Source organism: Flavonifractor sp. An91 (genome assembly GCF_002159225.1).
Classification (GTDB): Bacteria; Bacillota; Clostridia; order Oscillospirales; family Oscillospiraceae; genus Flavonifractor; species Flavonifractor avicola.
In genome coordinates, this window is sequence record NZ_NFHA01000008.1 from 36,494 (window position 1) to 51,174 (window position 14,681).

Sequence of the window (14,681 nt, forward strand, 5' to 3'; positions counted from 1 at the left end):
TACTTACAGCAGTGTGGAGATCAGGACGGCCACCGCCACCACCAGAAAGGAGATGGCCAGAAACAGTCCATCGTTATAGGTGACCTTCAGGGCGGCCAGCTTGATCTTCTTCACGGACTTGTTCACCGCCGCGTACCGGTAGCCCCGCAGCTCCAGCGCCTCCACCGTGGTGCGGGAGCGCTTGGCGGTGTTGAGCATCAGGGGGTAGAAGGACTGCATGATGATCTTCACCTGATAGATCAGGTACTTGACCTTGCCCCCCAGGGTCTCGTGGGCGGGGGGATTGCCCCGCAGCCGGTAGGAGAGCAGCACGTTCTGGAATTCCTCCATCAGCATGGGCAGCATCCGGTAGGCGTAGGAAATGGAAAAGCTCAGCCGCTCCGGGCAGCCGTACCACATGAGACCGTTGGACAGCTTGTCCGGGTCCAGCCCGGAGAACACGGTCACCGAGGCCAGGGAGATGGTGGCCACCTTCAACGTGAGGATGAGCAGCGGGGCAATGGCGGAGGCGTCACCTCCAAAGAGCAGGGTCACCACAAAGAGATACCCCGTCTGGGAGAAGACCCCCAGGGCAAAGAGGAACAGCACCAGCCCTGCCACTCTCGCCAGGAGGGTGGTGGCCATCACCAGCAGGAAGCACCCCAGCAGGAAGGGAATGTCGCTGACAAACCAGGGAACCAGGCCGAAGAACAGGTACCAGGCCAGCAGCACCCGGGGATCCAGGGCGGCGATGACGGTGTCGTCATTGCCATAGGCGTTCTTCAGCACCTGATTGCGGAGAAAGTCCATGGAGAGCTTGTCCAGAATGCTCTCCGAGAGTTTCGCGGTCAATTTTTCCACAGCGGTCACACCTCCTGAAAGGATGACAGGAACTCGTCAATGGTATAGCACATGGAACGGCTGTCTAAAGCCTGTGCCATGGAGAAGATCTCCGGCGGACGGATGCCTACCTGCTCCACCAGGTCGGCCCGGGCAAAGATCTCGTCCCGGGCGCCGTCGGCCACCACCTGGCCGTTACACAGCACAATGATTCGCTCCGCCCACTGGCACACCAGTTGCATATCGTGGGTTGCGATGACGGCGGTCTGGATGATGTCCTTCATATCGGACAGGACCGCCATGATCTCCCGCCGGGTGGCGATGTCCAGGTTGGCGGTGGGCTCGTCCAGCAGCAGGATACCCGGGTTCAAGGCGATGCCGATGGCCAGGCTGGCCCGGCGCATCTGCCCGCCGGACATGAGGCGACCGTCCCGGTCTGCCAGCTCTGTCAGCCGGAACCGCTCCAGCAGCTCCCCGGTGCGTTTCTCCCACTCCGGGACGTTCCGCACCTCCATGGCGTAGGCGATGTCGGCGCGGATGGAGTCCTTGATGAACATCTCCTCCGGGTTTTGATACACCAGGGAGATCTGCCGGGACAGATCCTCGGCCTTTTTGTCCCCAATGGCCTCCTCAAAGAGGGAAACTGTGCCGGAATTGGGCTTCAGCAGACCCACCATCAGCTTCATGAGGGTGGACTTGCCCGCCCCGTTGGAGCCGATGAGGGCCACCTTTTCCCCTTTCCGTATGTTCAGGTTCAGGCCGTCGAACACGGTGTGGGGCTCCCCCTTTACCGAGCGGTAGGCCAAAGATACGTCCTGGAAGGAGACTGCGCTCTCTCCGTCTGGGACAGCTGGCGCCGGACGTTCCCGGGAGATATAATGCAGTCCGGCGAAGGCGGTTTTTCCTCCCTCCACGGTGGTGGGCAGGAGGATGTCCGCCGGGAGACGGCCTGCCCTCCGCAGCCGGTGGGCCGCCTGGGTCACCTGGGGCGGGAAGATGTTGCATTCCTCCAGCTCCTCCACCCGCTGGAGGGCATTCTCCGTGGGCAGTATCCAGCGCACCTGGCCGTCCCTCATCAGCATCACATGCTTGCAGTAGTCGGCGATGTACTCGGTATGGTGTTCAATGACGAGGATGGTCTTGCCGTGGTTCTCATTCAAGTCCCGGAGGACCTCATAGATCCGGTCGGCGTGCATGGGGTCCAACTGGGCGATGGGCTCGTCCAGGATCAGAATGTCCGGCTGGAGGGACACCGCGCCGGCCAGGGCCAGCAGGTGGGTCTGACCGCCGGAGAGCTGCCAGACATATTCCTCCTCCCTGCCCTCCAGACCGCACTGCCGCAAAGCAGTCCTGCCCCGCGCCAGGTAGTCGGGGAAGGCGTAGTTCAGGCAGGCATAGGAGGCGTCGTCCAGCACGGTGGGCCGGACGATCTGGTTTTCAAAGTCCTGATATACATAGCCCACCTTCTGGGCCAGGACGCCCACGTCGCTCTCCCGGGTGTCAAGCCCCTCCACCCGCACGCTTCCCTCCATGGTCCCCGTGATAAAGTGGGGGATCAGGCCGTTGAGGGCCTTACACAAAGTGGACTTCCCGCAGCCGTTGTTGCCAACGACCGCCAGGAAGTCCCCTTTCTCGATCTGAAGGGAGATCTCTTTCAGGGTGGGCTGAGGGGCGCCTGGGTAGGTATAGGTCAGGCCGTCGATCTCAACCGCGTTCATGTCAGTTCACCGCGGCCTTTTTCCCGGCGTTCTTTTTGATGACCAGCAGGGCGATGATGGCCACCGCGGCGGCCGCTACCATGCCCACGGCCATGGCGGTGCCGCTCTCGGCCCACTCGGCCTCCCAGTCAATAAGGGACATACCGGCAGTGGCGGCCAGCTCAGCCACGATGGCGCACACAAAGCCGACGGCGCATACGATCAACGCCTTGGGGCTGATGCCGCTGACGGCGCTGTCCGGGGTGCGGGGAGCCATGCCCAGCAGGGGCTCGATCTTGCCATACAGCTTGGGTACCAGGTATAGGGTAGGCAGCAGGCAGAACAGGATGCCGGAGAACAGCAGGTCGTTGAGGAAGGCAAAGCCCTCGGTGGCAAACACGCTCTCAGGCAGGCCGGCCACGGCCTCGAAGTCCTCCACCGCCAGCTGGACCTTCAGAATGTCCACCACGGTTCCCATCAGCAGTTGGGCGGCGGTTCCGGTGATGGCGGCCACGCCCACCATGACGCGGGTCTTCGGGTCCTTCACCAGCCGTCCGGCGATGTATACGCCGATGGTGACGGTGAGGAACTTCTCCAGCTCGCCCAGGCCGCCGAACTGACCCAGCATGATCTCGCTGAACACCAGCTCGCCGGTGGCGGCGCCCAGGGCGGCGGACAGGGGGTCGAACAGCATGGCCAGGGTCAGGGGGATGAACAGGAAGTACTCCACGGAGAACTCCACAACCCCCACCTGGAACTTGGGGATCAGCTCCGTGAACAGGGTGGCCAGCCCATACAGGGACATGGACAGGACGAAGATCATCAGCTTCTGGGACTGTGTGGCAGTCTGCTTCTGTGCGATACTCATAGCATATTTTCCTCCCTATGATGGTGTGTTTCTCGCTCACACAGGCACAGTATACCGCCGGGATGTAAATTCTTCCTCCAAAGTCCTGTAAAATGTAAATAAATTTTCTTATCTGCCGTGTTATGTAAGTTCTGCCCTCATTTACATCCGCATCGCCGCGTCCAGAGCCAAAGAGGAACGCTCGCACTCGTCAGGGAGCATGGTCAGCTGGACGCACAGGGGGCTGCCCTTCATGTGTGCGCTGGCGTAGGTCAATCCGTTGCTCCGGGTATCCAGCAGGGGATGGTCGATCTGGGCCGGGTCCCCCAGCAGCACCACCTTGGTGCCTTTTCCAACTCGCGTGATGATACCCTTGACCTGCCGCGGGGTCAGGTTCTGGGCCTCATCGATGATGAGCCAGGTGTCGGTGATGGACCGGCCACGCATAAAGTTCATGGCCTCGGCGGTGATGATGCCGGTATCGAAGAGGTAGTCAATGCGCCCACGCAGCTCCTCCTCGCTGCGCCGGTCCTTTTTCTTCCCCTCCAGATCCAGCAGGATCTCCAGATTGTCCACAATGGGCCGCATGAGGGGAGAGATCTTCTCCTGCTCACTGCCCGGGAGAAAACCGATGTCCGCGTCAAACTGGGCATTGGGGCGGCAGACAAGGATTTTGCGGTAGCGGCGTTCCTCCATTTCCAGTACCTGTTCCAGTCCGGCGGCCAGGGCGTAGAAGGTCTTGGCGGTGCCCGCCGGCCCTTGGATGATGGCCAGGGGCGCCTCCTCCACCGGCAGCAGCAGGGCCTCCTGCAGGAACTGCTGGCCCACGCTCCGGGGCTTGACGCCGAATGGGCGGACGCCGCCAAAGCGCAGGGCGGCCACCTTCCCTTCCCGGAAACGGCCCAGCATGGTCTTTTTCGGCTCGGTATCCGAGTGCAGAAGGACGAACTGGTTCTCGGTCAAGGAAGCCGGCTTCCGCTCCCCCGCGCCGTCCACGGCATAGAGCTCTCCCGCCGGCACTCCCTTTTTCTTGAAGGCCGGGAGCAGAGCATCGGGAATATAGACCTCCGCCCGGCCGGTATAGGGCTGGGCGCCGTCCGGCAGCCGGTCAGTGGTGAAGTCCTCCGCCGGCACCCCCATCATCTGGGCCCGGATGCGGGCGACCATGTCCCGGCTCACCAGCGTCACCGGTGTCCCCTCGTCCATGAGGCCCCGGCACACCTTCAGCACCCTTCCTGCCCGGCTGCCGGGTTCTATCCCTTGGGGAAGGGCCGCGTCCACATGGTTGACCTCCAGGCGCACGGTGCCTCCACTGGGCAGGGTCACGCCTTTTACTAGGTCTCCTTGGAGCCGTAATCTCTCCAGGAAGCGGAGCACATGCCGGGCGTTGTTTCCCGCTTCACCGTCAGCCCCCTTCCGATCATCCAACTCCTCCAGCACCGCCAGTGGCAGCACGATGTTGTTGTCCTCGAAGGACTCCAGAGCGTAGGGGGCCTGGAGGAGGACATTGGCGTCCAGCACATAGGTCTTCTGCATACGTTGCGCCTGCCTTTCTGTATTTTTCATGCTTGGGAGCGGTGCCCGGAAAAACAGCGCCGGTTCGCCCCACAAGGGCGCAAACCGGCGCTGATCACACGCTGTTGATTTTGATTGGGCTTTCTGAACCTGTGCTCCATACTGCCGCTCCCAACCGATGCCTGCCGCATCTGTCTGCAGTATACCAGCGGTGCTTCGGTATGCGCCACCGCGTTTGGGTAAAACGCAGGTAAAATCTGTACCAAAAGGTGCTGAACCATTTGCACTCCGGAGAAGTTTAACCCGGGCCGCCTTTTGGATTTTACAGTCGGGCGGCTATACTAAATCCAGAAATCTAAGCAAAGCACCTATCCCGACGCTGGCAGCATACAGTCAAAAGGAGGAGAAAATGATGAGCAGCCAAACAAAAGACCGCAAGAAGCTGGAAAAGGCCGGATTTACCGGGCAGACGCTGGAGCGGGCGATGGAGCTGCTGGAGCGGACGAATGCGTCCATTCTGGCCGAGCTCCTGGTCAAGATGGTGACCAGGCAGGAAAAAACGCCGTCCATGGCGCTGCACGAGATGGAGATCAAAATGCGGGAGCTGGAGGCCAGACTGGGATTTTCGCCCAAGGAGCCATCCTGAAGGACAAAACATACAGAATGAAGCAGCGGGGAGAAGGCAGTGTGCCTTCTCCCCGCTGGTTTTCTGTGCCGGCCAGTCCTGCCAGCCGGCATTCCAGTCGAAGGATCGTGGGGCGATCACAAATTCATACTTCATGCCGTCCAGCAGCGGTTCCCTCTCTTAGATTGCCTGCGGCGGCTCCACACCCAAAAGGGCAAAGACGACCAGAGCCAAAATCCAGGGCAGGAAAATGACCAGCAGAAGAAGCAGCCCTTTGTGGTTTTGATAGTGGTATTCATCACAGGAAAAGAGTTTACAGGGATCGTTGATGTAGTAGAGATACAGATACAGGGGCGGCGTGGACGGGTGCTTGAAATAGGCAGTGTACCTACGCTCCTCGCCTTGGAGCGTATAACGGTAGGTAGCGTGCCAGCTGTAGTGGCCCACATCCCCGGATGGCCATTTCTTTACGATCGACGCTTTGATGATGTGGTTTCGGCTCCTGGCGATGTCCCGCTTGCGCTCCCAGCTCATACCGTGGGAGAGTTTCCCATACAGCGGGACTGCGACAAAATACCCTCCGATCAGGACGGCAAATACCAGCGCCCATTTGAGCCAGTTGACGGGATTGTCTGTAAACATATGGATCAGTGCCTCTCGGATGCTCATATAGGACACTCCCTTACCTGTTTTCCCTTGGACGGTATAGTATTCCGGGGTCTCCGCAGGACAGATGCCTGTTTCCGGTACCTGCAGCCAAATCCGCGTGTTGCAATAGGCTTGTGGGCATCAATCCCGCAGATCAGCGTTCCAGTCGAAGATCCGCCCCGTCCGGGGGTCCAGTTCAAACTCGTACTTCATGCCGTCCAGGAACAGCTCCCCTTCGTAACGTCCCCGGCCGTCGCCGGACTCTTCCCAGACAGATACGTCCGCCGCACTGGCGCCGGAAACCTTGCCGGCCACGATGGAAGTGGCCTCCTCCGCTGTGACAGGGCTGCCGTCCAGAGCGTCCAGCCACTCCTCGTCCACCTCGTAGTCCGCACCAACGATGCGACCGTCGGCCATGGCCACCTCAAAGTCGTAGTCGCCGTAGTCGGTCTCGAACTCGATGTCATAGATGGGGATGCCATTGTCGCTGTCGGTCTCGTTTTTGATGTTGTAGGCGTCGCCCTCCGGCACGTCCGAATTGTCCAGGGCGATGGCCAGGGCCTCCTCCCGGCTGATCTCCCCGGCGGCGACTCCCCTCTCCGGGTCGGGGGACACAGGCGGCGTCTGCCCCTGGCCGGCGGGCGTTTCTGGAACGGAGGACGCCGGGGGAGTCTGGCCGCCGGAGGGGGCCGTCCCGCCGGGCGCGGCGCCGCCCGCCTGTCCGCCGCAGCCGGTCAGGCAGGCCAGCAAAAGCGCCGCTGTCAAACCGAAAGAAAAGATCTGTTTCATCCCGCGCTCCTTTCTGTGTGCGTGCCTCCATCCTACCACGAAGAACCCTGGCGCGCAACCCATCCAAGGGAACACAAAACCGCCCCATCCGTTTCATTACATATATTTGACAAAGATTTGACATCCAGACGGTCGCGCCTCCGTTTCGCAGCCGCTAAACTTTACAATAGTGTTTTCTACCCTTTGAAAATTTCTGCTGTGACCCCGAAAATCCGGCGGCGTGTCCGTATCCTACTGCCGGAGGGGGATGGAGGGATGGCAATGGTGCGCACAGAGCACGACATCGTTTCCCAGGTACGATCGGCCAAGACGGACTCGGAGGCGGCGGACGCCCTCATCCGTCAGTACATGGGCTTTATCCGCTCGGAGACGGTGAAGTTTCTTCATACCGCCCCGGAAAACGGCCATGAGGACGAACTGAGCATCGCCATGCTGGCCTTCTATGAGGCGGTGCTGGCCTATGAGAAGAGCCGGGGCGCTTTTCTGCCCTACGCCGCCCGTGCTATTAAAAACCGGCTCATCGACCACTACCGGACGGAGAAGCGCCACGGCAACGTGATCTCCCTCCACACCCCCCTGGGCGGGGAGGAGGACGGCGGCGAGCTGCTGGACACCATCCCCGACACCGTGGACCACGCCGGGGACTATGCGGTGCGCACCGCCAGCCGGCGGGAGATCCAGGAGTTTTCCGAGAAGCTGGCCCAGTTCGGCCTGACCTTCTCCGATGTGGCGGACAACTGCCCCCGGCAGGAGCGGACCTTCGCCGCCTGCCGCCGGGTGCTGGACTTCGCCCGGACCCAGCCGGAGCTGCTGAAACGGGTGGAGGACACGGGCAAGCTGCCCATGGGGGAGCTGTCCGCCGGCTCCGGCACCGACAGGAAGACCATGGAGCGGCACCGGAAGTACCTGGTGGCCATCCTGCTGGCCTTCACCAACGGCTATGAGATCATCCGGGGCCACCTGTGCCAGGTGGGCCCCAAGAGAGGGGGCGACGAGGCGTGAGCTATCTGGTCATGGAGGTGCATCCGGCCTACGCGGTGGTGCTGGACGAGGAGGGCCGCTTTTTGAAGGCCGCCAACCTGCGCTATCAGGTGGGGGACACAGTGCGGGACATCGTGGAGCTGCGGCACCCCAGGGAAAAACGCCCCGCCCTGTGGAAGCCCCTGTCCGGCGTGGCTGGCCTGGCCGCCTGTCTGTGCTTGGTGTTCTTTGGCTACTACCAGCCAAACTTCACCCCCTACGGCGCCCTGCGCATCCAGATCAACCCGGATGTGGAGCTCACCCTCAGCCGCACCGACCGGGTGCTGGAGCTGGAGGGGCTCAATGAGGACGGCCAGAGCCTGATTGCGGGCTACGAATACAGCGGCAAGGACCGGGAGGACGTGACCGGGGAGCTGGTGGAGCGGGCCATCGATATGGGCTACCTCTCCGGCGGGGAGACGGTGTCCATCACGGTCACCAGCGCCGACGCCGACTGGCAGGCCCGGGAGGAACAGGCGGCCCGGGAGGATCTGGAGGAGCGGTACGGGGAGACCATCGTGATCCAAATCGGCCCCGCGCCGGAGGAGGAACCGGCCACCGAGGTGGTGATCCCGGTGGCGCCGCCCAGCCCCACGCCGTCCCCCACCTCGGACCTCACGCCGGAGCCTGTGCCGGAGCCCACGCCGGCGCCCTCCGCGCCCCCTGTCCCCTCTGCCGACCCGGGGATCACGGACTACGATGACACGGACTACGGCCCCAACGCCGACGGGGTCACCGATTATGAGGATACGGATTACGGTCCTTACAGCGACGGCGTCACCGACTATGAACCTCCCGACGACGGCCCTTATGTGGACGGTGACACCGACTATGAGGACCGGGATGACGGCGATGACCGGGACGACGATGACGACGACTGGGACGGCGATGACGATGATGATGGCGACGATGACGGAGAGCGGGATGACGACGATTAACGCAGAAAAATTTCCGCCGCGGCCCCGGTTTTGGAGACCGGCCGCCGTATCCTCCCTGTGTCAGCCGAAGAAGAGGAAAAAAGTTTTTCCCAGGCCCCGGTTTTTCGGCAGCGGCTCCGTAATCTAAAAGCAGAACACACAAACCAAACACCCTTTTCAAGGAGATGAATGAAATGAAACAGAACATCCGCACCAAATGGTTTGCCCTGACCCTGACCGCCGCCCTGGCCCTGACCACTCTGACCGCCTGCGGGAACGGCGCCGGCACGGCGTCCCTCCCCGAGACCCCCGGCACCAGCGCCCCCCTCCTGGAAGAGAGCGGCGGCGTGGCCGGCACCGTCCTGCTGAGCGTGAACCCGGAGATCGAGATGGACTATGACGATCTGGGCAACGTGGTGGCCCTCACCGGCCGCAACCAGGAGGCCCAGACCCTGCTGGCCTCCTACACCGGCTATGAGGGCCGGCCCTGTACCCAGGTGGTGGGAGAGCTGGTGGACGAGATCAATGCCCTGGGCTACTTCGACGCCACCGTGGGCGGCCACGAGAAGAACATCATCCTGAAGCTGGAGCGGGGCTCCGTCTGCCCCAATGACCAGTTCCTGAACGAACTGGCCGAGGCGGTCCGGCTGGTGGTGGAGACCGACCAGATCGGCTCCCAGGCCGTGACCCTGGACCAAGACGACTACGACGACGCCTACGGGGACAAGGGGTACATCAACGCCTCCGCCGCTCAGAGCATCCTCTCCACCCAGCTGGGCCGGGACGATCTGCAGTTTGTGGAGAAGGAGTACGACCTGGACGACGGGGAGTACGAGGTGGAATTCGTCCTGGACGGCGTGGAGTACGAGTATGAGGTGAACGCCTACACCGGCAAGGTCACCGAGATGGACGCGGAGTTCCAGGACTATGACGACACCGACTATGGCCCGGGCAGCGACGGGATCACCGATTACGGCGTGACTGACTACGACGACACCGACTACGGCCCCAATGCCGACGGGATCACCGACTATGACGACACGGACTATGGCCCCAACAATGATGGAATCACCGATTACGACGACACCGACTACGGTCCCAACGCCGACGGCATCACCGATTACGACGACACGGACTACGGCCCCAACGCGGACGGGATCACCGATTACGACGACACCGACTACGGCCCCAATGCCGATGGCATCACCGACTACGACGACTGGGGCGATGACGACGACTGGTACGGCGACCCCACCGGCGAGGACCACTGGGACGACGATGACGACGGCTGGGACGACACGGACTACGACGACCGGGACGACGATGACGACTGGGACGACGATTGGGACGACTGAGCCCCTCCGCCTGCGCCACGAGGTCAAGCACCAGATCTCTCCCCAGGAGGATCTGGTGCTCGCCTCCAGGCTGGGGAAGCTCTTTCCCCGGGACGGCCACGCTGGGCCGGACGGCTCCTACCGGGTGACCAGCCTGTATTTCGACACCACCTACGATACCGCCCTCCGGGAGAAGTTGGACGGGGTGGACCGGCGGGAGAAGTTCCGCCTGCGATACTACGGGGAGCGCCCGGATTTTCTCAAGCTGGAGAAGAAGTGGAAGGTCAACGGCCTGTGCGGCAAGCGTTCCGCCCGCCTGACTTTGGAGGAGGCGGAGCGGTTGCTCTCCGGGGAGGACGCCTTCCTTCTGGAGCGGGGTGAGCCCCTGCTGTCGGAGCTGTACCACAAGCTCCATGGGACGTTGCTGCGGCCCAGGACGGTGGTGTGCTATGACCGGGAGGCCTTCCTGTACGTCCCCGGAAACGTCCGGGTGACCCTGGACCGGAACCTGCGCACCTGCAGGGACAGCGTCGGCTTCCTGTCCCCAGGAGCCTTTCCCCTCAGGCCCCTGGAGGGGGTGACGGTACTGGAGGTCAAGTACGATGCCTTTCTCCCCGACCTGGTGCGGCTGGCCGTCCAGACGCCGGGCCGCCGGGCGGGAGCCTGTTCCAAATACGCCCTGTGCCGGCGGTTTGACTGAGAACGAAGAAAAGAGGTGTGGCTGCCATGCCCACGTTCACCTTTCAGGACATCTTCAAATCCAGCTTTCTGGAGCGGCTGGACGCGGTCTCCCTGCCGGACGCCGCCATCGCCCTGGCGCTGGCCTTCTGCCTGGGCCTGTTCATCTTCCTGGTCTATAAAAAATGCTACGCCGGGGTCATGTACGCCCCCAGCTTCGGGGTGACCCTCATCGCCCTCACCCTCATCACAACCCTGCTGATCCTGGCGGTGACCAGCAACATCGTCCTCTCCCTGGGCATGGTGGGCGCCCTGTCCATCGTCCGCTTCCGTACCGCCATCAAGGAGCCCATGGATATCGCCTTCCTGTTCTGGGCCATCGCGGCGGGCATCGTGCTGGCGGCGGGGCTGATCCCCCTGGCGGTGGTGGGCAGCCTATTTGTGGGGGTGGTGCTGCTGGTGTTCTCCCGGCAGAAGAACGGGGAGTCCCCCTACATCCTGGTGGTCCACTGCGCCGACCAGGATGTGGAGGGGCAGGTGCGCGCCCTGGTGGAGGCCCGGGTGCGGCGGCTGAATCTGAAGAGCAAGAGCGTGGCCCCGGGCCAGATCGAGCTGAACTACGAGGTGCGCCTGCGGGATGCCGACACGGAGTTCGTCAATGAGCTGGGGGCCATGGAGGGCGTGGGGAACGTGGTGCTGGTCTCCTACAACGGGGACTACATGGGGTGAGGCCATGATCCGCCACCGGCATATCGATCTTATCTGCGGCGGGGCCATCCTATTGGCCCTGGTCCTCACCGGTCTGCTCTGCTTCGGGGAGGCTCTGGGCCTCCGGCCCGCCAGCGCCGCGCCCGGGTACGCCTCCCGCCTCTTTGACGATGGCCGGGTCCACACCGTGGACCTGCGGGTGGAGGACTGGGCGGCTTTCCTCGAAAACGCCCCGGCGGAGGAGTATATCCCCTGCACCGCAGTCATCGACGGGGAGGAATTTTACCAGGTGGGCCTGCGGGCCAAGGGGAACAACTCCCTCCGGCTGACGGAGGAGTACGGCCTGTCCCGGTACAGCCTGAAACTGGAATTCGACCACTATGTGGACGGCGGGAATTACCACGGCCTGGACAAGCTCTCCCTGGACGCCTCCTTCCAGGACAACAGCTACCTCAAAACCTGGCTGGTCTACCACATGATGGCCTACATGGAGGTGCCCGCCCCGCTGTGCAGCTATGCCTGGGTGACGGTGAACGGCGCCCCTTGGGGACTGTTTCTGGCCATCGAGGAGCCGGAGGAGGCCTTTGCCCGGCGGAACTTCGGCCCGGATCACGGTCAGCTCTACAAGCCGGACTACCGCTCCCTGAATGCGGAGAACGCCGACGTGGCCCTGCGGTACGTGGGCGATGACCCCGCCGGCTACCCAAACATCTTTGACAACGCCAAGTTTGACACGGACGTGGCGGACCGGGAGCGGCTGATCCAGGCCCTGCGGGTGCTGTCCACCGGGGAAGATCTGGAGACGGCAATCAACGTGGATGAGGTGCTGCGGTATTTTACCGTCCAGGTGTTCGTCATGAACTGGGACAGCTACCTGGGCCACACCGGCCACAACTACTTCCTCTATGAGGAGGACGGGGTGATCTCCATCCTGCCCTGGGACTACAACTTGGCCTTCGGCACCTACGCCCTGGGCATGACCGATCCCATCCGGGACCCCAATGTGCTGATCAACTGGCCCATCAACACCCCCGCCCGGGGGGAGACCATGCTGAAACGGCCCCTCTATCACAATCTGATGAAACACGACGGTTATTTCGCCCAATATCACGCCTATTTCGACCAGTTGATCACGGAGTATTTCGAGAGCGGCCGGTATGAGGCGGTCATCCGGCAGACCCAGGCCATGATCGCCCCCTATGTCCAGGCCGACCCCACCGCCTTCTGCTCCTATGAGGACCACCTGCTGGCGGTGGACACCCTGCTGGAGGTGTGCCGCCTGCGCTCCGAGAGCATTCGGGGACAACTGGAGGGGGACTATCCCATCACCCTGGCCCAGCAGGAGTCGAATCCGGGGGCGGGGGTGGACGCCTCCCATGTGGATCTGCGGGCCCTGGGGGATTTCGATGACCTGGAGGCAGCAAGGGAGCGGCAGGATGAGGCCGCGGCGGTGGTGGAGTGACGCAGGGAAAGAACATGGAATGAGTTTCAGAACAGATCCACGCCAATTTGGTGCTTGATAAACGAAAAAATCAGGCCGCCGGTTCCTTTCGGAACCGGCGGCCTGATTGCAATTTCACCGTTGTCACATTTCCGCCAGATAATACCGCAGGTTCTTCGCCGTTCCCCGCTTCACCAGCAGGCCGTCCCGGGTCATCTCCCGCAGCAGCAGGATCGCCGTGGCCTGGGAGACGCTCAGTGCCGCCTCCACGTCTTTCCGGACGACCCACCCATTCTCTCTGCACAGCCCGATGACCTTCTGCACCCGGGCCTCTCTCTTGCCCAAACTGGTGGCTGGCCGGGTAGATGGGGCATTTTCTGTCTCGCGGCTGAAATTCAGGTTCGGCAGGGTGATCTTGAAGGCGTGGTCGGTGGTCTCGATAGCCGGCTGCACCGCTGCGCCGGCGTAGCACTCGTGGATACGGAGAATGCCGGTTCCGTAGGCCTCGATCAGCCGCAGGCGGTAGAAGATGTTGGCCAAGTTGGGGTTGCGCAGCACCGAGACGCCCAGACGGATGTCCTCCAGCCCGATGCCCCTGGCCAGGCCGCCGATGGTAACGAACTCGATCCGATCTTCAAAAATACTGATGAGTGTGGGGCCGCTGAAGGCGTAGTCCCTGTGGACCAGAGCGTTGAGTAGCGCCTCCCGCACGGCCTCGGGCGGGTAGTCCCGGATGTCCACCCGATCCAGGCCGGAGAACTCCGCCCGGGTGCGGTTGAATCGGTCGATATAGCCGTAGGCGTCCTCCAACTGCTGGAGCAGAGAGCCGGTCAGCTCCTGCCGGTCCTTGAAGACCGACTTTTTGCTGCCCTCGAAGACCGCCAGCTTGACGGTGTGGCTGCACTGGTCTGAGAGCAGGAATGCCAAGTTGGTGTAGGTGCCGTCCGGACCAATCAGATGGAGCGTGCGCATCTGAGCCGGGCCGAAGGCCACGTTCCGGCTCCGGAAAAACGCCGAGGCTTGCTCAAAGGTGAGTTGCTGCTCCAGGGAGCGGGCGGCCTCATAGCTGTCGCCGCTGGTCTCCTTGATCATGTCCAGAATGGCCGCTTCGCTGGCGGGGACGGTGGAGGCCCCCCGGCGGACAAAGACGCCCTCCGGGCGGATGCCCTTGCTGTGGAGGTAGTAAGGCCGAGCCGTCCCCCGCTGGACCCGGACGCAGATCACCGGCTTTCCCTCCATGGTCTCACAGCGGCAGTCCAGGAACATCGTCAGATCCGGGCGCACGGCGTCCCGGATAGCGTTGGTGACCCGGAGCATGGTGCCGTCCGCGTCCTCCACGCCGCGCACCGTGCCGTCGTCCTCAATGCCCACATAGATGGTGCCGCCGTCGCAGTTGGCGAAGGCGATGGCGGTATTCTTGATGTCGTCCACATACTCCCGCTTCAGCTCGGTCGTTTTGTTTTCCGTGAACATGATGAACCTCCCACAGGCAATCTAATAATCTGATAATTATTATATTAGATCATCGCGGGTTTGCAAGGGGATTTTGTCTCCGCGGAGCTATTTTATTGGACCATGCCGCTCAGGCTGTGGACGCAAAAGTCCTCGTACAGCGTATCTGGTTTTCTGATTTGCGTTCAGCG

14 protein-coding genes are annotated in these 14,681 nt (G+C 62.4%); 7 read left to right on the forward strand and 7 right to left on the reverse strand.

Annotated features, from left to right (window positions below):
- Nucleotides 1–3 precede the first annotated feature (3 nt).
- The 4 genes from B5G42_RS06855 to B5G42_RS06870 all read right to left on the reverse strand — a co-directional run bounded on the left by B5G42_RS06855 (nt 4) and on the right by B5G42_RS06870 (nt 4,899).
- Nucleotides 4–840 (reverse strand): energy-coupling factor transporter transmembrane component T family protein, encoded by an 837-nt coding sequence (locus B5G42_RS06855; protein ID WP_087268428.1) that lies wholly within the window; start codon nt 838–840, stop codon nt 4–6.
- Nucleotides 841–845: 5 nt separating this feature from the next.
- Nucleotides 846–2,537, reverse strand: a complete 1,692-nt coding sequence (locus B5G42_RS06860) for an ABC transporter ATP-binding protein (RefSeq protein ID WP_087268276.1) — start codon at nt 2,535–2,537, stop codon at nt 846–848.
- Between the two features lies 1 nt (nt 2,538).
- On the reverse strand, nt 2,539–3,384 hold the full coding sequence (locus tag B5G42_RS06865) for a cell division protein FtsQ (RefSeq protein ID WP_087268279.1): 846 nt from the start codon (nt 3,382–3,384) through the stop codon (nt 2,539–2,541).
- A gap of 141 nt (nt 3,385–3,525) precedes the next feature.
- Nucleotides 3,526–4,899, reverse strand: a complete 1,374-nt coding sequence (locus B5G42_RS06870) for a PhoH family protein (RefSeq protein WP_087268282.1) — start codon at nt 4,897–4,899, stop codon at nt 3,526–3,528.
- A 388-nt stretch (nt 4,900–5,287) separates the two neighbouring features.
- On the opposite strand from B5G42_RS06870, the gene B5G42_RS06875 reads away from it, so the two are divergent.
- Nucleotides 5,288–5,524, forward strand: a complete 237-nt coding sequence (locus B5G42_RS06875; RefSeq protein ID WP_140399819.1) for a hypothetical protein — start codon at nt 5,288–5,290, stop codon at nt 5,522–5,524.
- A 159-nt stretch (nt 5,525–5,683) separates the two neighbouring features.
- On the opposite strand, the gene B5G42_RS06880 is transcribed toward B5G42_RS06875, so the two are convergent.
- Both B5G42_RS06880 and B5G42_RS06885 read right to left on the reverse strand, forming a co-directional pair.
- Nucleotides 5,684–6,172, reverse strand: coding sequence for a hypothetical protein (locus tag B5G42_RS06880; protein ID WP_087268288.1), 489 nt, complete (start codon nt 6,170–6,172; stop codon nt 5,684–5,686).
- A 120-nt stretch (nt 6,173–6,292) separates the two neighbouring features.
- Nucleotides 6,293–6,940 (reverse strand): PepSY domain-containing protein, encoded by a 648-nt coding sequence (locus B5G42_RS06885; RefSeq protein ID WP_162611059.1) that lies wholly within the window; start codon nt 6,938–6,940, stop codon nt 6,293–6,295.
- Between the two features lie 261 nt (nt 6,941–7,201).
- On the opposite strand from B5G42_RS06885, the gene B5G42_RS06890 reads away from it, so the two are divergent.
- The 6 genes from B5G42_RS06890 to B5G42_RS06915 all read left to right on the forward strand — a co-directional run bounded on the left by B5G42_RS06890 (nt 7,202) and on the right by B5G42_RS06915 (nt 13,059).
- Complete coding sequence (locus B5G42_RS06890; RefSeq protein WP_087268293.1) at nt 7,202–7,942, forward strand: sigma factor; 741 nt, start codon at nt 7,202–7,204, stop codon at nt 7,940–7,942.
- A complete protein-coding gene (locus B5G42_RS18470) occupies nt 7,939–8,898 on the forward strand; it encodes an anti-sigma-I factor RsgI family protein (RefSeq protein ID WP_204245945.1) in 960 nt (319 codons plus the stop codon). The genes B5G42_RS06890 and B5G42_RS18470 overlap by 4 nt, the downstream gene beginning before the upstream one ends.
- A gap of 173 nt (nt 8,899–9,071) precedes the next feature.
- A complete protein-coding gene (locus tag B5G42_RS06900) occupies nt 9,072–10,232 on the forward strand; it encodes a PepSY domain-containing protein (RefSeq protein ID WP_140399820.1) in 1,161 nt (386 codons plus the stop codon).
- Nucleotides 10,201–10,911 (forward strand): polyphosphate polymerase domain-containing protein, encoded by a 711-nt coding sequence (locus B5G42_RS06905; protein WP_087268298.1) that lies wholly within the window; start codon nt 10,201–10,203, stop codon nt 10,909–10,911. The genes B5G42_RS06900 and B5G42_RS06905 overlap by 32 nt, the downstream gene beginning before the upstream one ends.
- A 26-nt stretch (nt 10,912–10,937) precedes the next feature.
- On the forward strand, nt 10,938–11,618 hold the full coding sequence (locus B5G42_RS06910) for a DUF4956 domain-containing protein (protein WP_087268431.1): 681 nt from the start codon (nt 10,938–10,940) through the stop codon (nt 11,616–11,618).
- Nucleotides 11,619–11,622: 4 nt separating this feature from the next.
- Nucleotides 11,623–13,059 carry a CotH kinase family protein gene (locus tag B5G42_RS06915; protein ID WP_140399821.1) on the forward strand — a complete coding sequence of 479 codons (1,437 nt, stop codon included), beginning with the start codon at nt 11,623–11,625 and terminating at the stop codon, nt 13,057–13,059.
- A gap of 123 nt (nt 13,060–13,182) precedes the next feature.
- On the opposite strand, the gene B5G42_RS06920 is transcribed toward B5G42_RS06915, so the two are convergent.
- Nucleotides 13,183–14,511 (reverse strand): RNA-binding domain-containing protein, encoded by a 1,329-nt coding sequence (locus B5G42_RS06920; RefSeq protein WP_206406164.1) that lies wholly within the window; start codon nt 14,509–14,511, stop codon nt 13,183–13,185.
- Nucleotides 14,512–14,681: the final 170 nt, after the last annotated feature.

What these genes read in the sequence shown, in the direction of transcription:
- B5G42_RS06860 (WP_087268276.1), bottom strand. Translation starts at nt 2,537, where the DNA reads ATGAACGCGGTTGAGATCGACGGCCTGACCTATACCTACCCAGGCGCC.
- B5G42_RS06865 (WP_087268279.1), bottom strand. Translation starts at nt 3,384, where the DNA reads ATGAGTATCGCACAGAAGCAGACTGCCACACAGTCCCAGAAGCTGATG.
- B5G42_RS06870 (WP_087268282.1), bottom strand. Translation starts at nt 4,899, where the DNA reads ATGCAGAAGACCTATGTGCTGGACGCCAATGTCCTCCTCCAGGCCCCC.
- B5G42_RS06875 (WP_140399819.1), top strand. Translation starts at nt 5,288, where the DNA reads ATGATGAGCAGCCAAACAAAAGACCGCAAGAAGCTGGAAAAGGCCGGA.
- B5G42_RS06880 (WP_087268288.1), bottom strand. Translation starts at nt 6,172, where the DNA reads ATGAGCATCCGAGAGGCACTGATCCATATGTTTACAGACAATCCCGTC.
- B5G42_RS06885 (WP_162611059.1), bottom strand. Translation starts at nt 6,940, where the DNA reads ATGAAACAGATCTTTTCTTTCGGTTTGACAGCGGCGCTTTTGCTGGCC.
- B5G42_RS06890 (WP_087268293.1), top strand. Translation starts at nt 7,202, where the DNA reads ATGGTGCGCACAGAGCACGACATCGTTTCCCAGGTACGATCGGCCAAG.
- B5G42_RS06900 (WP_140399820.1), top strand. Translation starts at nt 9,072, where the DNA reads ATGAAACAGAACATCCGCACCAAATGGTTTGCCCTGACCCTGACCGCC.
- B5G42_RS06905 (WP_087268298.1), top strand. Translation starts at nt 10,201, where the DNA reads ATGACGACTGGGACGACGATTGGGACGACTGAGCCCCTCCGCCTGCGC.
- B5G42_RS06910 (WP_087268431.1), top strand. Translation starts at nt 10,938, where the DNA reads ATGCCCACGTTCACCTTTCAGGACATCTTCAAATCCAGCTTTCTGGAG.
- B5G42_RS06915 (WP_140399821.1), top strand. Translation starts at nt 11,623, where the DNA reads ATGATCCGCCACCGGCATATCGATCTTATCTGCGGCGGGGCCATCCTA.
- B5G42_RS06920 (WP_206406164.1), bottom strand. Translation starts at nt 14,511, where the DNA reads ATGTTCACGGAAAACAAAACGACCGAGCTGAAGCGGGAGTATGTGGAC.